Source organism: Actinomyces graevenitzii C83 (assembly GCF_000239695.1).
Taxonomy (GTDB): Bacteria; Actinomycetota; Actinomycetes; order Actinomycetales; family Actinomycetaceae; genus Actinomyces; species Actinomyces graevenitzii.
The window spans coordinates 1,607,035-1,627,667 of the sequence record NZ_JH470338.1 but is presented as its reverse complement, the minus strand read 5'-3'; the positions used below and the strand labels follow the sequence as shown (position 1 = coordinate 1,627,667).

Here is a 20,633-nt window from a genome sequence, read left to right as displayed (position 1 = left end):
AAGGAGAACAACATGTCGAACGCTCTCGCAGTTACTGACGCTACTTTCCAGGATGAGGTCATCAACTCTGACAAGCCCGTAGTGGTGGACTTCTGGGCCACCTGGTGCCCGCCTTGCCGTCAGATGGCTCCGGTGGTTGACGAGGCCGCTAAGCAGCTTGAGGACGTCAAGTTTGTGAAGGTGGATGTGGATGCCAACCCGCTAAGCGCCGCCAAGTACGGCGTGCGTTCCATCCCGGCCTTCCTGGTGTTCCGTGACGGCGAAGTCCGCCACGAGTTCGTGGGTTCGCGCCCCAAGGCTAACTTTGTGGAAGAGGTCCAGAAGGCCGCCTTCCCCAACGCCTGAGCTATACACACAGGTACACACAGGTACACACAGGCAATTTCATACAAATACAGGCAATTTCATCCCTTCCCTATAAAAATTCCATGGGGTTTTATAGGGAAGGGATGATTTGTCAGTTTTTGTGTTCAGCCCCTTACGCCCACCTCCCTTAAGCACTAAATATCGACGACGACGTCGCCCGCCAGCCACACAATAAACATCGTGTTTCACGTGAAACACACACGCCACACACACCCCGCGCAGCCGTCGGCCTCTATGCTGCCGCACGCGCCACACAGCTGCCGCCTGGCGCCGCCCCTCACAGCAAACGCGGTGCGCACATCGTCGCCGTCGGCCCCAGCCCCGCCGACCCCCAGCATCCCACCCCCAGCACCTCAAGCACCCAACCGCAGCGTCGCCGTCGGCCCCACACCCAAACCCCAACATCCCAACCCCAGCACCTCAGCACTTACGCCCTCAGTAGCTTTCCGGCATTAGACGCCATCACGTGGCAGAATTAAAGCTACGCGCGCCTGGGCACAACCAGCCCACCAGCGCTTACGAAAGGAACCACCGTGACTGAGAATCAAAGAGGTAACCGACTCGACCCCTGGCTAGACTCCTACGCAGAGCGAGCCGCAGGGCTGCGCGAGTCAGAAGTGCGTTCCTTATTCTCGGTGGCATCGCGCCCGGAGGTAGTTTCACTGGCCGGCGGGATGCCCAACCTCAAAGACCTGCCCATGGCTGACATCGCTGAAGCCACCAAACAGATGCTGCTGCGTGACGGCTACAAGGCCCTGCAATACGGCAACGGTAAAGGTCTGCCGCAGCTGGCAGAGCAGCTCACTGAAGTAATGGCTTATGAGGGCATCGAGGCTGACAGTGCCAATATCCTCATCACCACCGGCTCTCAGCAGGCCGTGGATCTAATCACCGAAATCATGATTAACCCGGGTGACGTGGTGGTCTGTGAGGCCCCCTCCTACCTGGGCAGCCTGGGTATTTTCCGCGCCTATGAGGCTGAGGTAGTGCAGAGCCCTATTGATGCCGACGGCGTCATTCCTCAGGCCTTAGAAGAAACTTTCACTCGCCTGGAGCGCGAGGGCCGCAAGGTTAAGTTCTTCTACACCATTCCCAACTACCACAACCCTGCCGGGGTGTGCGTTAGCGAGGAGCGTCGCCCGCAGATCGTGGAGATTTGCAAGCGCCACCACGTGCTGATTGTGGAGGACAACCCCTACGGCCTACTGGGCTTTGACGGGCGCACCTACACTTCGTTTAAGAGCTTGGCGCCCGATCACGTACTGTATCTGGGATCTGTCTCTAAGATTTTCGCCCCTGGTTACCGTGTGGGCTGGGCCTGTGCGCCGTCGGCAATGTGCGAAAAGCTGAAGCTAGCCTCTGAGTCTGCGATCCTGTGCCCCACCTCTATGGGCCAGTATTCGATCTCCATGTACCTAAGCGAGTTTGACTGGCGCAACCAGATTTCCACTTTCCGAGGCATGTACCGCTCGCGACGTGACGCCATGATTCAGGCTCTTAACGACTACCTGCCCATGTGCCAGTGGAATGTTCCCGAGGGTGGTTTTTACACCTGGGTTAAGTTGCCGCAGGGCCTGGATGCCAAGGACATGCTGCCGCGCGCGGTAACTAACTTGGTGGCTTATGTTTCGGGTACCGCCTTCTACGCCAACGGCGAGGGCCGCAACCATATGCGTCTGTCCTACTGCTACCCCAATGAGCAAGATATTCGTGAGGGCGTGCGCCGCATCTCTGAGGTGGTTAACCGCGACCTGGAGCTGGTTTCGCTGTTTGGCACGGCCAAGCGCCCTGCTCCCGGACAGCACTAGTCCGCCGGGTCCCTGGTTACCACCTTGCCCCGCCCGCCCCGGCGCCTGTCAGTGCGGGACCGTCACCGGACACCCGGACTCCGCTTACCCCTATTTAAATTTTTAGCCGTATAGAAAGGCCTTTCATGACACAGCAATTGCGTGTGGCCATCATTGCCGGCGGCCTCAACCATGAGCGTGAGGTTTCGCTGCGCTCGGCTCACCGCGTAGCTAGGGCGCTGCGCGAGGCCGGCCACGAAGTTAATACTTTCTGCCCTGACGCCTCTATGCTGGCGTCTTTGCGCAGCTACAACCCGGATGTAGTGTGGCCGCTGGTGCACGGCTCCACGGGCGAGGATGGCAGTTTGCAAAACATCCTGTTAGCCCTGGAGGTGCCGTTTGTGGGCACGCACTCCGATGGCTGCCAGCGCGCTAGCTACAAGCCCACCGCTAAGGCTGGGGTGCGTACGGCGGGTGTGGCCACGCCTGATTCGTTGACCTTGCCGCAGTCTTTCTTCAACCAGCTGGGCGCCAATGAGCTGCTGGATTTGGTGATTGCGCACCTGGGTCTGCCGCTGGTGGTTAAGCCGTTCCAGGGCGGCTCGGCACTGGGGGTTTCTTATGCCGACGACGTCGACTCGCTGCGTTCTGCGATGGTGGAGTGTTTCGCCTATTCTGACAACGCCTTGATTGAGGTGTTTGTGGAGGGCGTGGAGGCTTCCGTTTCGGTGGTGCGTGACGGCGACGGCGTAGCTCGGGCCCTGCCTACGGTGGAGATTGTTACTGACGGCTCCTACGACTACGATGCCCGCTACAACCCTGGGCGTAGTGAGTTTTTTGTGCCCGCACGTTTAGATCAGGCGCGTGACGACGCCGTGCGTGAGGCGGCGGTGAAGGTTCACGAGACTTTAGGTTTAGGGGCGCTGTCGCGCTCTGACTTTATTGTCGACGCCGAGGGCACGCCTTGGTTCATTGACGTGAACGTGGTGCCGGGCATGACTGAGACTTCGCTGCTGCCGCTGGCAGCTGAGGTGGATGGTAACTTCACGCAGCTGTGCCAGCAGCTGGTGTTAGCCGCCTACAACAACTATCAGGGCGAGGGCCAGGACGCCCAGTAGCCGCTAGCGCCGCAAAATACCGACTACATAGCCTGCGTTGGGGGTGAGTGTTTCACGTGAAACACTCACCCCCAACATTTTTTGCCTGCACCCCAGCCACCCTGAAATTTGGTATTTAGTAAAGTAGGCCTGGTAGATATTTGTCTAGACTGCAAGACTTGTCCTATCGAATATCTTCTAGACGAAAGACCTAAACGCTATGGCAGCTAAATCAGCTCACACTCTTTCACCGCCTAGCGCTGAACCGCATAAGTCCAAGCAGGCCGGTAAAGTCTCGCTTATTGCCGTGTCACTGATGCTGTTTTCGATGTTCTTCGGAGCCGGAAACCTGATCTTCCCACCAGTGATGGGCGCCCAGGCGGGCACTGCCTTCACTCCCGCAATTACCGGCTTTTTGATCGGTGGCGTACTACTACCGGTTATTTCTGTTTTTGCTATTGCGGTGGCCGGAGCTGACCTGCGCGATCTTTCCTCGCGCGCCGGTAAGGTGTTTGGGGTTATTTTCCCTTCGGCAGTGTATTTGTCGATTGGCGCTATTTACGGCGTGCCGCGTACCGGTGCGGTTAGCTATTCAACCGCTATAAAACCGATTATTAATAGCGAAGGTATTTTGCCTTCGATTATTTTCAACGCTGTGTTTTTCACCGTGGCAGTACTGCTTTGCTGGCGTGAAGGCAAGGTGGTTAATTACTTGGGTAAGATCCTCACCCCGGCCTTGCTGCTACTGCTGGTTCTGTTGGTGACGCGCGCGCTGAGTGTCTTTGAGACCAGCCCTGGCGCTCCCCAGGGTGATTACACCACGCAGCCGATTAATGCCGGTTTGTTATCCGGCTATATGACGATGGACTCTGTAGCTGCTTTGGCTTTCGGTATCGTGGTGGTTAACGCCTTCACTTTTGGCCGCACCGGCATTTCCCGCTCGGGGGCCACCACCCACACCGGCATTGCCGCGCTGATCGCTGGCGCCCTGCTGGCCACAGTTTATGTGGGCTTGGGTTTTGTGGGTCAGTTAATGCCTAATGGGGCTAGTTATAGCGACGGCGCCGCCCTGCTTTCGGATGCGTCGGCACTGACTATGGGGTCGGTTGGTAGGTATGCCTATGGTTTGACGGTGTTGTTGGCTTGTATGACGACGGCGGTGGGCTTGTTGGCAGCCTCTGCTGAGTTCTTTAATCGGCTTATTCCAAAGCTTAGTTACCGGGCGTTGCTGATTGTTTTTGCGGTGATTGGTTTCGCCTTTGCTAGCTATGGTTTGGAGACTCTGCTTAAGATCTCAGCTCCGCTGATTACTTTCCTGTACCCCATTGCGATTGCTTTGGTGTTTGCGACTTTGCTCAGCCACGCGTTGCGTCTGCGCAGTAATTTCATGTTCACTTTCGCTGCGTGGGGCGCAACCTTATGGTCAGCGCTTACCTTTGCCAGTGAGCATGTTAAAAACATGCCAACGCTGCTAACTGACTTGCTGGCTCTCTCCCCCGGCCAGGGTGCGCAGCTAGGCTGGATCCTGCCTACGGCATTGGTGGCAGGCTTGGGTTTGATTGTGGATCTATCACGCGCCAAAGCCTAAGATCAGCAAAACTCCCGCGAGCCATGGCTCGCGGGAGTGCTTTTTTGATCAGCCTCAATTGGAGATGGTTTTAGACCAGTCTCCACCGGGTTTTTAGACCAGTCTCCGCCCGGTTTAGACCAGCTTCCATCCGGCTGCCCGACTGCGGGCCTGCCAGAAGGCCCGGTATTGTCCATCGCTTTGGCTATAGAGCTCGGCGTGTGTGCCTACCTGAGCTACGCGGCCAGCGTGGTCAAGCACAACGATCTGGTCTGCGGCGGTAATGGTGTCGAGTTTATGGGCGATGACAATGAGGGTGGCGTTGCGTCGTAGCGCACCCATGGCCTCGGTGATGCGGTTTTCGTTTTCGAGGTCCAGTGCGCTGGTGGCCTCGTCGAAGAGAACAATGGGGGCGGCTTTGAGTAGGGCGCGGGCAATGGAGACGCGTTGACGTTCGCCGCCCGATAGGGCGCGGCCTCCTTCACCTACACGGGTTTTCCACCCTAGTGGTAGGCGCTCAACGATTTCGTCGACGCCGCTTAGGCGGGCTGCTTCTTTAACGTCGTCGTCGCTGGCATCGGCTCTACCAATGCGTACGTTAGCTTCGAGTGTGTCATCGAAAAGATATACATCCTGGAAGACTAGCGACAGCTGGGCCATGAGCTGGGCAGTGTCCCATTGGCGTACGTCGCGTCCCCTCACGCTCACGCTGCCGGCGTCGACGTCGTAGAAGCGAGCAACCAGGCGCGCGATAGTGGTCTTACCACAACCTGAGGGGCCCACGATCGCCGTCATGGTGCCCGGCGCAACCTGGAAGGAGACGCCGCGCAGGACGGGGTGGTCGGCCTCGTAGGCGAAGGACACGTCAGTAAGGGCCACAGCGGAATCAGAGCAGGCCGGGTCCTGATCGGAGCTGAACGGATCATGATTGGAACTGGCCGGGTCCTGATCGGGGCTGGCTGGAAGGATTGGCAGTTCGGGGGCGCTAAGGACCTCGTGGCTTAGATCCAACACTGGGCGGCGGGTTTCAAAGGCGGAGGCTAGCATCCCAATATCGACGAGGATCTGTGTAAAGCGCAAAAGCAGACCAATCGAGACGATCGCCTCCACAGGGCTGACGCTACCGCCCACTGCCAACAGACCAATCGCAATAATCAGTGAAACCACTACCACCTGAGCGGCCATTCCGTTGACCACCTGACCGACGGTTTCACGTATCAGTGAACGCCGCGCGGCTTTCCCATAGGTGTCCTCGGCCCGCTCAAGCGGCTCATATGAGCTGGAGCGCCCGCACGCGCGCAGGGCCCCCTGCTTGGTTGCATACTCTACGATGCGGTGAGACAACTCTTGGGCGGGAGGCTCTTTAAGCGCAGACCCGGAATTCAGGCAGGCGCGGGCTACGCACACTCCCCCAGCGATGACGGGAATGGCTAGCACACACACTAGCCCCAGAGCCGGTGAGAACACAGTGATACCCACAAGCATCGTCAGTGAAGTGACGATCGCAGCGATGAAGGGCGAATACATGTGCGCGAACATCTCGCCTAACAGCATTAGTTCACGTGAAACCAGGCGTGACATCTTTCCGGCCGTGTCCGCCCGGAAAGAGCCCAGCGGCAGGGAAGCCACCTTGTCACCGATTGCGCGGTGCATGTTGGACAGGAAGTCGAAGGAGACCATATAGGATCGCATAGCTAGCAGGTATTCAGTGATGAATGAAGCTAGCGCGCACAACGCCAGTACGATGAGCCAGGCAGTTAGGTTCATGCCCCAGGCTGGACGCCCTGAAGTTAAGGCAATTGCGGCCGGGATGAACGCGATCAGGGATAAACCTCTAACCACGCCAACAATGCAGGAAAGCGCCGTCACCTGCCTGAAATTAGTGCGTCCCGCAGCAGAAAGTGGTTCACGCAGTCGTGATATAAGCTCAAACATGTCAGTGTCCTTTCACTGCGCTCATGCGACGCATGTATGGGTGGTCGGCGAGTTGCTCGTGGGTGCCGTGCGCAATGAGACGTCCCGCCTCAAGGATGGCAATCTGATCGACGCCGGCAATTGAGGTAGCACGGTGGGCGATCACCAGAACGGTCTTGCCTTGGACCAGTCGGGTCAGGGCCGCCTGGATATCGGCCTCAGCCTCCGGGTCTGTGAAGGCGGTGGCCTCATCAAGTACAAGGATGGGGGCGTCTACAAGCAGGGCGCGTGCAATCGCAATACGCTGAGCTTGGCCGCCTGAAGGATGCGCATCCTGGCCAATAACGGCGTTAAGACCTTGAGGTAGGCCGCGCACATAATCATCTATGCAGGCAGCTTTAGCAGCAGCCCAGATTGCCTCGTCACTGGCCTCGGGCATACCGAGCGCAATATTTTCACGCACGGAAATATCAAGAAGCTGCGGGTCTTGAAGCACAAACGAGACATGCTTGTAGAGCGCATTTGGGTCGACGTCGCGCAGATCTACGCCACCAATACGGATCCTGCCTTGGTCCGGGTCAGCAAAGCGCGCAACCAGTGTGGCCAGGGTGGACTTACCAGAACCAGAAGAACCCACCAGCGCAGTGATACTACCTTCGGGCACGCGCAAACTTACATGATCTAAGGCGAGCGTAGGGCCGTAAGAGAAGCAGACGTCGTCGATCTCAATATCCGCCGCTTCAGGCACCAAAGTGCCAGTGGCGGGCAGGGGCTTCACAGAAAGCAGGTTAACGATACGCAGCGCAGCAGCACCCGCTATCTGATAGGCCCAAGCCGTCGTTCCCAGCACCTCGATGGCCGCCGGGATAACCAAGGCAATGAGCGCACAGGTGATGACCTGAACCGGGCTGACTGCACCCGTGCCCGCCAGCGCCGCCCCTCCCGCCGTCGAAATGAGCAGAATCAAGGAGGGAGACACACTGGCCTGCCCCAATGCGGAGCCCTTCAGCATAGGGTCGCACCACTCGCGGTAGAAGCGTGAATATTCCTCAGCAGCCTGGGTGAAACGCTGGTGTGAGCGCCCCACAGTGCCGAAGGCTTTAACCACGCTGATGCCGGAGACGAACTCAACCATGGTGGCTGACACGCGCGTGAGGTGACGGTCCATCTGCGCTGTCTTATCCCCCATACCTGCCAGCATCCAGGCATATATGAGGCCATAGATAGGGATGGTGGCAATCGAGAGGAGTCCAAGTCGCCAGTCAACAATGAAGGCGTAGATAACTAAAGAGATCGGCGCGCTGATGGCAGCGGTAGATTCGACGGGCGCGTGGGCGATAACAGTGTGTACGTCGTGTGTGTCGTCCTGGATGGCTTTGCGCACGGTCCCTGAGTTAGTGGAGGTAAACCAGGCTAGGGGGGCACCGGATAAAACTTTAACCATGCGAGAGCGCACGATGTGCCCAAAACGCAGGTCCGCGAAGTGAGTGACAGTCACGGCCACAAAGTAGATTCCGTAGCGGGCCCCAAAGGCACTGATAAGCCACATCAGTAGGTCCATAACCTCACCGCGATCAGGTGATACACCCGCCCGGGCGGCATCCAGCAGCACCTGTCCAAGTTGAACGAGGATAACGTAGGGGGCCACCGCGAGCGCCCCATAGAGAACCCCGAGTACCTGGGCAATGATCATGGATTTACGAATTGGGGCGGTTAGCTCTTTGAAGGCGCGTTTGCCTGCCAGGTAGGCGGCGCGTGGATCGTCGCCCTGCGTGCCCTGGCTGTTTTGTGCACTGCCCTGCACTTCACATAAGCAGGCAGTTTGCACTGCCTTGCTCTCGTCTTGGTTGGTGGTCATTGTTGGTCTCCTTCGCGGGCGCAGTTGATGCCCGTCGCTGTGAGCGTGATTAGTCGGTCTGCGCAGGCTGCGGCAAACTCGCCGTCGTGGGTAACAACGACGACGGCGGCCCCCTCGTCCGCGATGCGCCGCAGGGTGGCGGTGATTGAATCTAGGTGCCTGGCGTCCACCCCTGAGGTGGGTTCGTCGAGGATGACGATGGGTCTACCGGTTGCGCGGGCGGCGGCGATAACCAGGCGCTGTTTTTGCCCACCCGATAGGCTCAGTGGGTGGCGCTCGCCTAGGTTAGCTAGGTCGAAATCAGCCAGTAGTTGTTCCCCACTTTGTCCGCTGGCGTGTGAGGCGCCAATTGTTAGCTCCCCGGCGAGGGTGTCGGAAAAAAGTTGGCGGCCGGTGTCTTGCATGACTAGGGCGCAGGCCGAGCGCCGGGTTTTGCGTGAGGCGGGCACGCCATCCATGCTGATGCTGCCTGAGCTGGGGGCGGCTAGCCCGCACAGCACCCGCACTAGGGTGGTTTTGCCGACGCCGTTGGCTCCCGCAATGCAGGTGATCTGCCCAGCTGGAAAGTCGGCGTCGAGCCCTTCAAAAACAGGGCTGGCACCGTAGGCAAAGCTCAGCCCCCGACATGACAGGCGCACCGGGTTTGCGGCGGCTTCCCTATTTTCCTGTCGGCCCACCTGATTTGCCCAGCGGCCCGTCTGTTTTTCCTGGCGGCCCGCCTGGCCCTGCCCCGCCTGATTTTCCTGGCAGCCCACCTGGCCCTGCCCCGCCTGTTTTTCCTGGCAGCCCACCTGGCCCTGCCCCACCTGATTTTCCTGGCGGCCCACCTGGCCCTGCCCCACCCAGGTTTCGGGCGGGCCAGGGTCCACAAGCGTGCGCAGCCCCAACGAGCGACGCTGCGCCTGCCCCATGGAGAAGAACTCCGCGCCACTCCAGCGCCGCGTCACCCTACCGCCTTCCATGAGCAGCACCTGATCAGCCAGGTCGCGCAGGAAGTGCAGGCGGTGCTCAACGACAACAATCGTCAGGCCCTGCTCTTTAAGTACTTTCAGGGCCTCGCGCACCTCACTAATCGCGGCGGGGTCCAGGTTTGAGGTGGGCTCATCTGCCAGCAGTACGGGGGCGCCGCTGGCCAGTGCGCAGGCCAACGCCACCTTCTGCAGCTGCCCACCCGAGAGGGTTGCAAGCTTGCGCTCCAGCAGGTGGCTGATGCCCATGAGCTTGGCGGCACGTTCGCTTTGCTGGCGCAGTGTGGCGCGCTCGCGGCCATAGTTTTCTCCGCAGAAGGCTAGTTCTTCGGCAACTGTGTCGCAGAAGAACTGGGTGCGGGGGTTTTGAAAGACTGAGGAGCATAGATGTCCGACGTCGGTTAGGGCGACGTCGGCGAGGTTGCGTCCGTTGATACGCACCACCCCGTCTAACTCACCTGGAGTCATTTGTGGGACCAGGCCGGTTAGTGCCTTCATGAGGGTTGATTTGCCGCAGCCTGAGGCCCCGCAGACCAGGGTGAGGCTGCCGGCGTCAGCTGACAGATCCACGTCTTTCAAGGCTTCTACGCGGTCTCCCGTTAGTTCACTTACGTAGGAGAAAGATAGGGATGCAACGTCAATCATGGCAGGATTCCCAGGTAGCAGCAGTATTCAAGGGCAATTACAGCGGCAATGCAGGCAAGAGCTAGTGCGTCCCAGCCTGTGGCGCGTAGCTGCGTAAGGCTGGTGGGGCGCGTAGAGCTGCCTAGGCCGCGAACCACGCTGGAGGCCGCTAGGTCGTCGGCCACGCGCGCGATGGATGAAAGTAGTGGCACTAGGAATTGCTCGGCGATCACGAGTGGGTGGCGTAGCACGCCACGTGTGCTGAGGTCGACGCCGCGCATCTGCATTGCTTCACGGATGGCGACCGCCTCCGCCCCTACTGTGGGGATTACCCGGAAGGCAACCACCAGGGCATCAACGAAGATGCGCGGCAGGTGAATGGCGCGCAGGGCGGCTTTCATCTGTCCGATCCTGGTGGTGCGGTACACGTACAGGGCCAGGCCGAAGCCCGCGAAGAAACGCGCAAACCAGTACATGATTGCCGCGCAGGTGCCGATTGTGAGCGCCACGGGATGCGGCCAAGCTGCTGACTGCATCCAGGTAACCAGGAGGGGAGAGCCCAGGTAGATCACGTCGCAGATGAGGCATCCAAAACCTATACGCAGCGCAGACTTGGTACTTACCTCCCAGGCCAGGGCGGCCACAGCCAGCACCTGCACGGCGATGAGCGTCGTCGTGGGACTTGCCCGCATAACCAGCGCGTTAAGCACCAGCAGGGCCAGCAGCTTTGTGCGCGGATCCAGCCGGCTTGGCGACTCACCGGGGGCGGACTCGGCCGGCGAAATCTCAGGCAACGCCGGCCTTAGCGAAGTGCTTGCGTAGCAGGAAGCGGCCGATGAGCCCGCCGATGAACGCGATGATCATGGCGGCAACGAGCCATCCCCCAATCACTGCGGGGCTAAAGAGTGCGCGCATACTATCGGCGTAGTCTTGCCCCATTGAGGAGGCAACATCTGCATAGTAGGAGTCAGGGGCGAAAAAGATTGGCGCAAGCGGGCCAATCATCCACAGGGAGACCAGCACGTATGCCGCGATGTTGCGAGATGCGCTTAGGTAGCCGCCGCTGCGAGCAACGAGGTCAGCTAGGAAACCAAGCACCAGGGTAACCGGCAAGGTAACCCATGAGTGGCCGGTTAGGACCATCAGGAGCGCAACGATGCCTCCCATGATCGTGAGCGTGCCAAACATGCGTGAGCGCACCAGCATCAGCATGATGACCGGCCCGTTGAGGATAAGCCCAATAATCCAGCCAACAAACATGAACGCGGGGCCAAAGAAACCCAGCATTCCCGAGCACCACATTAGGACGAAGTAAACAGCTGTGAATGCACCGATCGTGACGGCCGAGCGTGCCTTTGTAACACCCGACCCAGTAACCTGAGACATTATCGTGATCCTTCACGAAGATAAGGTTTATATAACCTAAGTTAGGTTACCCTGTTTTGAGGTTTTCGCATGAGACTTTTAGCCCTTTACCTGCGCTTTTCTAAATGACGCTATGCATGACCGCTCTTAGCTTGCACCAGCATCTAGGCACCAGTGGCAAGCCTGAGCCTGATTGTGGATCTAGCCAAATCTGTACGAGCCACTAGAACTGCGCAAGCTGCTAGAACTGCACAAGCAGTTAAATTGAGCCACTAAATCTGCACAAGCGCTAAATCTTCGCGAGCTAAGGTTTAACGAAACAAGCAAAACGTAGGGGCGGCCAAGTTCGTTAGAACTTGGCCGCCCCGTTTGTCAGCAGATTGATGTGCTGACAAACAGCTTGCTGGCTTGTAAGCGCCTGCCCCGCCGCCTGCTACGCCAGCGCCTTGGCACCCAGCGCAGGTGCGAGAAGGCTGCAGCTGGGCACTGGCGCTAGTTTTTGGAGGCTGAAGTTAGCGAGCCGACGATTCGGTCTAGGTCTTCGCCGCCGCTAAATTCGATGACGATCTTGCCCTTCTTGGCGCCCTGAGTGACCTTCACGCGCGCGTCGAAAATACCTGAGAGTTTGGTGGAAAGCTCACGGTTAAGCACTGCGCGGTTACGGGCCTTAACCTTGGTCTCCCCCGCCTCAGCGGCGTCCACCTGCAAGGCCACCTGCTCCTCAGTGTTGCGCACCGACAGACCCTCGTTAACGATGCGCTCAGCCAGTTTTTCCATAGCCTCAGCGTCAGGCAGACCCAGCAGGGCGCGGGCGTGACCAGCAGACAGGGAGCCGTCAGTGAGCTGGTTTTGTACCGACGGCGGCAGCTTCATTAGACGCAATGTATTAGCAATCTGGGAGCGGGAGCGGGCAATGCGCTCAGCCAGCTCACTTTGGGTGCACCCAAAGTCGTCTAGCAGCTGCTGGTAGGCGGCCGCTTCTTCCAGCGGGTTCAGCTGGACGCGGTGTAGGTTTTCCAGCAGGGCGTCACGCAGCAGATCATCGTCTGCGGTTGTACGCACAATCGCGGGAATGGTTTCCAGGCCAGCCTCGCGCGAGGCGCGCAGACGCCGCTCACCCATAACCAGCTCGTAGGCGCGTCCACCAGGCAGCGTTTCACGTGAAACACCATCGGGCAGTGGCTCGCTTTCAGGCCAGGGGCGCACCACGATCGGCTGTAGTAAACCAACTTCTTTAATTGAAGCTGACAGCTCGGCAATTTCTGCCTGATCAAAATAAGTCCGTGGCTGACGCCGGTTGGGCACAATCGCGTCAACCGGAATTTCGGCGAAGCTAGTGCCGGGCACATCCACCAACTCAACCGGCTCCGCACCCTCAGTGGCGGCAGCGGCGGCAGCGGCGTCGTCGTTAGAAACAGCGGACCCACTAGCCAACGAGAGAGTGCCGCCAGTAACCGTTTCACGTGAAACACTCTTTTTACGAGAGCCTCGATCGCGGCGCGGGGCGGGGGCTAGCAGGGAGGTGACAATCTCGGAAGTTTCCGAACTGCCCGCGAAGAACAGATCCGTGGGGCGCTGGCCATCAGTGCCAGTAGCCTCAGCGGTGTTGTGCGCAGGACGGGAAACAACTTCTTGCTCGGCGGGTTCTGGGATCAATGAGGCGAGGCCACGACCTAGCCCTCGACGGTTTTTAGCCATGTCAGTTTTCCTTAGGAGCGACGCCGGGCTGGGTAATCCCGCGCATTGAAATTTCTTGTGCCAGTCGTTTGTATGCCACCGCGCCGGTTGAGCGCGGGTCCCAGGTGACCACCGGTTCGCCGTAGGAAGGGGCCTCGGCAATACGAACCGACCTAGGAATCTTGGTTTCTAGCGTGGCGTGGGGGAAGTAGGTTTTCACCTCGGATTCGACGTCGCGCGCCAACATGGTGCGCTTATCGAACATGGTAAGGGCGATCATCGATACGTGCAGAGCCGGGTTGTAAACCTTGGCAATACGATCGATAGAACGGGTAAGCAGGGCCAAGCCTTCAAGGGCGTAGTACTCGGCCTGCATGGGGATTAGCACTTCACCGGCGGCCACGAAAGCGTTAATGGTGATAATGCCAAGTGAGGGCGGGCAGTCGATAATCACGTAGTCCACGCGCTTGCCGCCACTACGGTTTACCTCAATGAGGTAGTTGCGAACTGCTTCGCGTAGTCGTGATTGGCGCCCGACCGCCTCTAGTAGATCAATCTCCACTGAAGAAAGATCGATATTGGACACCACTACCTGTAGGTTCTCCCCTAGCTCGGTAACCTTCGCTACCTGGCTAATGGGTTTACCTTCCACTATCACGTCATAGACGGAAGGTTCACCCTCGGGGTGTTCCAGCCCGAATGCGGTGGAGGCGTTACCCTGCGGGTCAGCGTCAATAAGCAGTACCCTTAGGCCCGCTTCGGCTAGTGCCGCAGCTACGTTTACCGCAGTTGAAGTTTTGCCGACGCCGCCTTTTTGGTTAGCGACGGCGATAACTCGGGTCTGGGTGGGTGCAGCAAAGCCTAGCTCACGCACCTTCTCCAGGGCGGTGGTATCAGCCTTGAGTTGGTCGAAAATGGATGAGCCGGACACTTTGCTCCTCACGAGTGCGATCAGATCAGGACTAAAGTTTACGCGATCGACGCCCTCACAAAGGTCAGGCGCACCAAAAAATAATACAGTTGTTTCACGTGAAACAACATGCAACAGGCTGACCTCTCCAGTCACACCAGTCACACAGTTAACAAGTAGAACTGCTGGAGCACAGCCATAAAAGCCACGCCTAGATGAGCGCAGCCACTTCACTATGCACATAAAACTAGTGGGGTCCGGCACTGCCGGGCCCCACTAGTTAGCAATCAGTTAAATCACTGGCTGATAGTGCAGGGTTCATCCCCGCGTGAGCGGGGAAAACACATCGGTAACCTGCGAAACAGTTCCGGAAACCGGATCATCCCTGCGTGAGCGGGGAAAACTCTTAACTTGACATTATACTTCGCAAAATGCCCAAATTTTGGAAACTGGGGTTCGCGGTTTTTAGCGCCCTAGATCAACCTCATCGCACTACGTCCTACAGCATTCAAAACAAAAGCGAGGCCCGGTTTCCCGAGCCTCGCTCACGTTATTTGGCCACCCTTGGTTGGGTCCAGTTTTAGCTTGAACTCAGCCTTAGCCTGAGCCAGCCTTAGCGGGGCCGACGCACCTCCACCACGCGGGTGACGTCGTCGTCGTTAGTAACCACTTCATGTAGCACTGCCGGCAGCAGCTTGGCCTTCTTAATAACGTACTTGGCGTCATCAATCTCGCGCTGAGCCTGCTCCCCCTTCAGGGCCAGCAACACGCCACCGGGGGCGATCAGCGGAGAAGCCATGCGGGTCAGCTTGCTCAGGTTGGCCACAGCCCGGGCGGTCACCACATCGAAACGCTCACGCATTTCTTCGGCCCGGCCCCGCCACACCCGCACATTGTCCAGGTCTAGCTCCTCAGCCACCAGCTCTAGCCAGGCACAGCGGCGCTCCATCGGCTCAATCAGGGTCACTTCCAGATCCGGACGAGACAAGGCCACCACCACTCCGGGCAGCCCCGCGCCTGAACCTAGATCCGCCACGCTACCGTGCCTGGGCAGGAAAGGCACCACCGCCGCACTGTTAACCAGGTGGCGCGAGTAGAGACGCGGTAGCTCGCGCGGGCCGATCAGCCCCCGCAATTGCCCCTCCTCAGCCAGCATCTGGGCGTAGTGCTCCAGGCCAGACCAGGCCATGCCGAACATGTCGCGCATTTCGGCGGTGGGCACTTCCAGATCCTGCAGGCCCGCTAGCTCACCCGGCTGACCCTGAGTGCCCTCGGCCTGCTCACCCTGGGAGCGCTCCCCCTGGGGGTTATGGCTCATTTCAGGCTTCCTCGACGGCGTCGGCCGGGCTGTCTACAGTCTCAGCGGACTCGGCAGCCTTGGCTTCGGCAGTCTCGGACTCGACGGCGCCAACTTCAGCGGCCCCGGCTTCGGCAGCCGCGTCGGCCGCGTCAGCCGCCACCTCAGTGCCCTCTTCAGCCTCGTCAACCTCGTCTTCGGCGTCGTCGACGGGCAGAACCACCACGTGACGGTGCGGCTCTACCCCCTCAGATTCAGAGACCAGGCCGGCGTTAGCAACCACGTCGTGGCAGACCTTGCGCTCGAAGGGGTTCATGGCCTCCAGCGCTACCGGCTTGCCGCTAGCCAACACAGACTTAACCGCCTCAGCGGCGATAGCAGTCAGCTGCTGGCGGCGCTCCTCGCGGTAACCAGCGATGTCTAGCATTAGGCGCGAACGCGAACCGGTGCGGGCCTGTACAGCCAGGCGGGTCAGCTCCTGGAGGGCTTCAAGCACCTCACCGTCGCGGCCCACCAGGGCGGCTAGCTCACGCTCGTCGCCATCCTCGCCGGGGATGATGGCCACGGAGGCGCGCCCGTGATCCACATCAATATCGATATCCCCGCCTAGATCGGCAATATCCAGTAGCTCTTCTAGGTAGTCAGCGCCGACTTCGCCTTCTTCCTCAAGCTGCTTGACGGTTTCCTGGCTCACCAGAAAACTCCTTCCACTAGTTATAACTAAGTCTTATTAGTTTTATAAGAACTACTTCTTAGCGGAGTTACCGCCCTTAGAACCCTTTTTCTTCTTGGAGCCGCCAGGCTTGTTGCCGCTCTTAGCGCTAGCAGCCCCGCCAGTATCCTTAGCGTCGCCATCCTTAGCGCCGCTGGCGTCAAAAGCCTGCTGGCGTTCGCGGGCGCGCTCAGCGTAGCGCTGCTCAGCGGTGGAGGCGGTGCGGTTCTTCTTTTTCTTGCGGTTGTTACGTACCGGCTGGACTCGCTGTCCAGGCCCCGACGACGCCGCTTCGTCCTCACTGCCGGCTGCGGATTTCTTTTCGTCGTCGGGCGGCAGGCCCTTACGACGACGGCGCTCCTGGCGCTTCTTGTAGGCTTCAGAGCCAACTGCGGGCATATTGCGGATAGTCCACCACTGCTGACCCATGGTCCATACGTTGGAAACCAGCCAGTAGATCAACACACCAACCTGGAACTGAGGGCCGGTAATGAAGAAGATCAGCGGCATACCGTACATCATCATGCGCTGGCTACGCATAGCCGGGTTGTCAGATTCGGTAACTGACTTAGGCATGTTCTTCATGGTCAGCTGGTGCATGGTGTAGAACTGCGTGGCAGTCATCAGCACGATCAGCACCATGGTCACGATCTTTACGGTGGCAGAGCTGCCATTCATAAAGGAAGAGCTCAGCGGCGCCCCAAACAGGCTGGAGGCCTGCACATCCGCTGCCAAGGCGGGAGTTAGCGGACCAATCTTTACCGGGTGGGCGCTACCGGCAGAGTTAGCGATTTCCTGCAGGCGAGCCAGCACACGGAATAGCGCGAAGAAGATCGGTATCTGGATCAGCATCGGCAAGCATGAAGACAGCGGGTTGGTACCGTGCTTGCGGTACAGCGCCATCATTTCTTCACGCATACGCTCCTGCGATGCGGGGTCTTTCTTACCCTTGTACTTGTTCTGCAGGGCGCGCAGCTCAGGCTGCATGGCTTGCATACCGCGTGAAGAGCGAATCTGCTTCACAAACAGCGGCATGATCAGCACTCGCACCGCTACGGTTAGGCCTACGATTGACAGCACCCAGGCAGGGCCGGGTCCATCACTCATACCGATGGCAACCAGCAGCTTGTGGATGGTAACCATCACCCAAGCTTCGGCCACCTTCAGTGGCATTAGCAGTCCGTCCATTAAACTCTCCTTTTATGGTCAGCCAAGCTGGCCTTGCCGCGTCTGCGGCGCATCTTGGCCCGCAGACGCACTAGGCACCTGGAAGCGGGCTACATCTTTGGGGTAGGCGTAACGCCAGTGCCCCACCTCGGGCACATGATCCACGCCGCCACGGCTATAGGGATTGCAACGCAAAATGCGCCACGCGCTCAACGCTAATCCCTTAAAAACTCCGTGTACTTCAATAGCCTCGACGGCGTAGGTGGAACAGCTGGGATAGTAGCGGCAACGCGGCGCTATAGCTGGGGAAATGTACTTGCGGTACCAGCCAATGGGGGCCAGCACCAAACGCTTAAACACTTTCACCGCCTGGCGCTAGCTGGCCCGACACAGACTGAGGCACCGCTACTCCTACCCGGGCCAAAGCCCGATCAAGCTGGCGGGCTAACTGCTGGCTAGAGGCGCCGTCGGCACCTGCTAAACCACGCACCACCAGGCGCGAACCGGCAGGCAATAGGTCCACTCGGGCAGCTAACAGGGCGCGCAGACGCCGCTTAATGCGATTGCGGTGGGTGGCGCGGGCAACCTGCTTTTTGGGCACAACAACGCCGACGAGTGCAGGAGAGTTATCTCCGTCATCGTCGGCGTTCAAATGAACCACCAGCGCGCGGTTACCGCTGCGCACGCCGCCTTTAACTGCAGCCGCGAAGTCTTCGCTGCGCAGCATCCGATGCGGCGCACTGAGCATGTCTCAGGCAGCGAGGCGAGCGCGACCCTTGCGACGACGCGCAGCCAGGACGGCGCGACCGGCGCGGGTGCTCATACGGTGGCGGAAGCCGTGCACCTTGGCGCGGCGACGGTTGTTCGGCTGAAAGGTCCGCTTGCTCACGGGGTACTCCTGCTAGGTCTATATCGCGCGCCCGGATGGCCGCACGAAAGTTTGTGGCACCTCACCATTTTGATGAGGTCACGTGCACTGGATCCTCTGAGCGGAACCCGCATGTACACGTACGACTAATTAACGTTATATGGTCTTACACCCACCGGTCAAAGCATCTTTGCCGTGAGGCTGCCTACATCCGGGGGTGATTTTACCCATTTTCTTCTCCACACCTGCGCAAAACACTACCCCACAGCATGTGGATAACCCCACGTTATCCACAGGAAAATACATGCTTGTAACTCCGCATTCACCAGCTAGATTGCGTATATCCTCAATAAGCGGCCTAAAATTGTTCGCGGACGTCTGCTCCATCCCCAGGTGTGGATATCTCTGTGGACAACTTGGACTCAGCCCGCCGGGCCCTAAACCCAATTAGCCGGGCCCTAAACCCAATTAGTTGTTTTATGAACTTAAGGAGACGCCGTGTCCGATCCGGTAACTGACCCGGGCGCTGAATTCGGCGCTCAGCTTTGGGAAAGTGTTGTAGAAGCCCTGACCGCTTCAAACTCACTAACTCCTAGCTACCTGGCCATGGCCCGCACCTGCCACGCCGTCGATGTTGAGGGCACACTGGTAGTGGTAGTCAACTCTAAATTCGTTAAGCAGCGTCTAACTGACCGCGCAGTGTCAGCCACAATCAAGACAGCAGTTGCTGACCAAATCGGCTATGACATGCCCATTATTTACACGGTTGCGCCGGGCGCTAAGGATCTTGAGGTCATTATTAGCGCCGCCCGCGCCGCCGTGCATGGGGACTCTGCCGCCTCTGGCGCCCCGGTTTCTGGCACCCCGGGAGTAAATGCCGACGCCGCCGCTAGTTCCCCTGCTGCCTCCGCCGCGCCCAACTCCCCCGCCGCTCCCACAGACTCAACCCAGGCGCCGTCGTCGCAGTTCAAAGGCACTATCCCCACCCCAGCCGAGCTAAAGCTAGGCCACGGCGCTAACGACTCCGCCGCGCCAAGTGCCCCCCAGCAGCTAGGCCTAGAGCTAGGCCAAGAAAACGGCCTGGTGGTGCCAGATACCCAGACCGTAGTGGAATTTAGCCGCCCTGAGCAGCCCAAAAAGGCCCCGCGCGGCAAGGGGTTGAATGTGCGCCCCAGCGACGTCCTAGATGACTCCAAGCTAAACCCGCGCTACACCTTCGATACTTACGTGGTTGGCTCCTCCAACCGCTTTGCCTACGCCGCTTCCTATGCCGTGGCAGAAACCCCAGCTAAAACCTACAATCCGCTATTTATTTACGGCGGCTCAGGTCTGGGCAAAACCCACCTGTTGCACGGCATTGGGCACTACACTCGCGCCTACCACAAGAGCAAAGTCAAGTACGTAAACTCTGAGGAATTCGTTTCAGACTTCATCACCTCCGTGTCTGAAGGCCGCATGGATGCCTTCAAACGCCGCTACCGTCAGGTGGACATCCTGCTGGTTGACGACATCCAGTTCCTGCAAGACAAAGAGCAGACCCTGGAGGAGTTCTTCCACACCTTCAATGCGCTCTATAACGCCAATAAGCAGGTAGTGCTGACCTCCGACCAGCCCACCAAGGCCCTGAAAATTGATGAGCGCCTGCGTTCACGCTTCGACATGGGCCTATCTACTGACGTTCAGCCCCCGGATCTAGAAACCCGTATCGCGATTTTGTCGCGCCGCGCCCAGGCCGACAAATTGGATGTGCCCCCACAGGTTTTGGATTACATTGCTAGCCGCATCTCGGCTAACATCCGCGAACTTGAAGGCGCGCTTATCCGCGTAACTGCCTACGCCTCAATTAACAAGCTGCCGGTGGATCTGCCCGTGGCCGAGATGGTGCTTAAGGATCTGGTTTCCAACCAGGACACCGGCAATATCACGGCTGCGCTGATCATTGGGCAGACCGCCGACTACTTTGGCATCACTATTGAAGACCTGTCTTCGGCCAACCGCTCGCGCACTATTGTCACTGCCCGCCACATCGCCATGTACCTGTGCCGCGAGCTGACTGACTTGTCGCTGCCCAAGATTGGCCGCGAGTTTGGCGGCCGCGACCACACCACCGTGATGAGCGCGGATAAGAAGGTGCGCACCCAGATGTCGGCCCAGGCAGATACCTATAAGCAGGTAACTGAGCTAACCAGCCGCATTAAGCAGGCTGCGGCCACGCCTCACTCCTAGCCGTTGCTCTGATTTTGCGGCGTGCGCTGACCGCGCCTGGTTGCGTTTTGCCGTGTGCTTTAGCTGCTTCTCCCCTAATTCTCGACGCCGCCGCTGGGCCCTGTTTTTGGGCTTAGCGGCGGCCTTTTTTGCCCGCAAATACGTGATTTTTTCACCCACAGGCCCTGTTGGTAAGGCTGTGGGCAACCCCGGTTTTGCTGTGTTTAACTAAGACTCGCCTGTGGATTGGT

General features: G+C 58.9%; 18 protein-coding genes. 5 read left to right on the top strand and 13 right to left on the bottom strand.

Annotated features, from left to right (window positions below; all coding sequences use genetic code 11):
• Nucleotides 1-12 precede the first annotated feature (12 nt).
• From trxA to brnQ, 4 genes are all read left to right on the top strand, one after another.
• Nucleotides 13-345 (top strand): thioredoxin, encoded by a 333-nt coding sequence (gene trxA, locus HMPREF0045_RS06895; protein WP_005986840.1) that lies wholly within the window; start codon nucleotides 13-15, stop codon nucleotides 343-345.
• Between the two features lie 554 nt (nucleotides 346-899).
• Nucleotides 900-2,174, top strand: coding sequence for an aminotransferase-like domain-containing protein (locus HMPREF0045_RS06890; protein ID WP_005986838.1), 1,275 nt, complete (start codon nucleotides 900-902; stop codon nucleotides 2,172-2,174).
• A gap of 125 nt (nucleotides 2,175-2,299) precedes the next feature.
• Entirely contained in the window at nucleotides 2,300-3,271 is a 972-nt protein-coding gene (locus HMPREF0045_RS06885) for a D-alanine--D-alanine ligase family protein (protein WP_005986836.1), read from the top strand.
• 199 nt (nucleotides 3,272-3,470) lie between these two features.
• Nucleotides 3,471-4,838: a branched-chain amino acid transport system II carrier protein gene (gene brnQ / locus HMPREF0045_RS06880; RefSeq protein ID WP_005986834.1), complete on the top strand. Its 1,368-nt coding sequence runs from the start codon at nucleotides 3,471-3,473 to the stop codon at nucleotides 4,836-4,838.
• A gap of 114 nt (nucleotides 4,839-4,952) precedes the next feature.
• Here brnQ and HMPREF0045_RS06875 read toward each other — a convergent pair whose 3' ends face one another.
• The 13 genes from HMPREF0045_RS06875 to rpmH all read right to left on the bottom strand — a co-directional run bounded on the left by HMPREF0045_RS06875 (nucleotide 4,953) and on the right by rpmH (nucleotide 18,198).
• A complete protein-coding gene (locus HMPREF0045_RS06875) occupies nucleotides 4,953-6,752 on the bottom strand; it encodes an ABC transporter ATP-binding protein (RefSeq protein ID WP_005986832.1) in 1,800 nt (599 codons plus the stop codon).
• A gap of 1 nt (nucleotide 6,753) precedes the next feature.
• Entirely contained in the window at nucleotides 6,754-8,589 is a 1,836-nt protein-coding gene (locus tag HMPREF0045_RS06870) for an ABC transporter ATP-binding protein (RefSeq protein WP_005986830.1), read from the bottom strand.
• Nucleotides 8,586-10,202: an ABC transporter ATP-binding protein gene (locus tag HMPREF0045_RS11070; RefSeq protein WP_005986828.1), complete on the bottom strand. Its 1,617-nt coding sequence runs from the start codon at nucleotides 10,200-10,202 to the stop codon at nucleotides 8,586-8,588. Before HMPREF0045_RS11070 ends, HMPREF0045_RS06870 begins: the two co-directional genes overlap by 4 nt.
• On the bottom strand, nucleotides 10,199-10,975 hold the full coding sequence (locus HMPREF0045_RS06860; protein WP_005986825.1) for an energy-coupling factor transporter transmembrane component T family protein: 777 nt from the start codon (nucleotides 10,973-10,975) through the stop codon (nucleotides 10,199-10,201). The genes HMPREF0045_RS11070 and HMPREF0045_RS06860 overlap by 4 nt, the downstream gene beginning before the upstream one ends.
• Nucleotides 10,968-11,567 carry an MptD family putative ECF transporter S component gene (locus tag HMPREF0045_RS06855; protein ID WP_005986823.1) on the bottom strand — a complete coding sequence of 200 codons (600 nt, stop codon included), beginning with the start codon at nucleotides 11,565-11,567 and terminating at the stop codon, nucleotides 10,968-10,970. The genes HMPREF0045_RS06860 and HMPREF0045_RS06855 overlap by 8 nt, the downstream gene beginning before the upstream one ends.
• Before the next feature lie 471 nt (nucleotides 11,568-12,038).
• Nucleotides 12,039-13,244, bottom strand: coding sequence for a ParB/RepB/Spo0J family partition protein (locus tag HMPREF0045_RS06850; RefSeq protein ID WP_005986821.1), 1,206 nt, complete (start codon nucleotides 13,242-13,244; stop codon nucleotides 12,039-12,041).
• A gap of 1 nt (nucleotide 13,245) precedes the next feature.
• Entirely contained in the window at nucleotides 13,246-14,154 is a 909-nt protein-coding gene (locus tag HMPREF0045_RS06845) for a ParA family protein (RefSeq protein WP_005986819.1), read from the bottom strand.
• 592 nt (nucleotides 14,155-14,746) lie between these two features.
• Nucleotides 14,747-15,451, bottom strand: coding sequence for a 16S rRNA (guanine(527)-N(7))-methyltransferase RsmG (gene rsmG, locus HMPREF0045_RS06840; RefSeq protein WP_005986816.1), 705 nt, complete (start codon nucleotides 15,449-15,451; stop codon nucleotides 14,747-14,749).
• Nucleotide 15,452: 1 nt separating this feature from the next.
• Nucleotides 15,453-16,124: a Jag family protein gene (locus HMPREF0045_RS06835; RefSeq protein ID WP_005986814.1), complete on the bottom strand. Its 672-nt coding sequence runs from the start codon at nucleotides 16,122-16,124 to the stop codon at nucleotides 15,453-15,455.
• A 51-nt stretch (nucleotides 16,125-16,175) separates the two neighbouring features.
• On the bottom strand, nucleotides 16,176-17,330 hold the full coding sequence (gene yidC, locus HMPREF0045_RS06830; RefSeq protein WP_005986811.1) for a membrane protein insertase YidC: 1,155 nt from the start codon (nucleotides 17,328-17,330) through the stop codon (nucleotides 16,176-16,178).
• Between the two features lie 18 nt (nucleotides 17,331-17,348).
• Nucleotides 17,349-17,669, bottom strand: coding sequence for a membrane protein insertion efficiency factor YidD (gene yidD, locus HMPREF0045_RS06825; RefSeq protein ID WP_005986809.1), 321 nt, complete (start codon nucleotides 17,667-17,669; stop codon nucleotides 17,349-17,351).
• The gene (gene rnpA / locus HMPREF0045_RS10190) at nucleotides 17,662-18,057 is read right to left on the bottom strand and encodes a ribonuclease P protein component (RefSeq protein WP_005986807.1); all 396 of its coding nucleotides are present in this window, start codon (nucleotides 18,055-18,057) and stop codon (nucleotides 17,662-17,664) included. The genes yidD and rnpA overlap by 8 nt, the downstream gene beginning before the upstream one ends.
• 3 nt (nucleotides 18,058-18,060) lie before the next feature.
• Nucleotides 18,061-18,198, bottom strand: coding sequence for a 50S ribosomal protein L34 (gene rpmH / locus HMPREF0045_RS06815; RefSeq protein WP_005986805.1), 138 nt, complete (start codon nucleotides 18,196-18,198; stop codon nucleotides 18,061-18,063).
• A 477-nt stretch (nucleotides 18,199-18,675) separates the two neighbouring features.
• Here rpmH and dnaA point away from each other — a divergent pair, with 477 nt between their 5' ends.
• Complete coding sequence (gene dnaA, locus HMPREF0045_RS06810; RefSeq protein ID WP_005986802.1) at nucleotides 18,676-20,403, top strand: chromosomal replication initiator protein DnaA; 1,728 nt, start codon at nucleotides 18,676-18,678, stop codon at nucleotides 20,401-20,403.
• The last annotated feature ends 230 nt before the right edge of the window (nucleotides 20,404-20,633 follow it).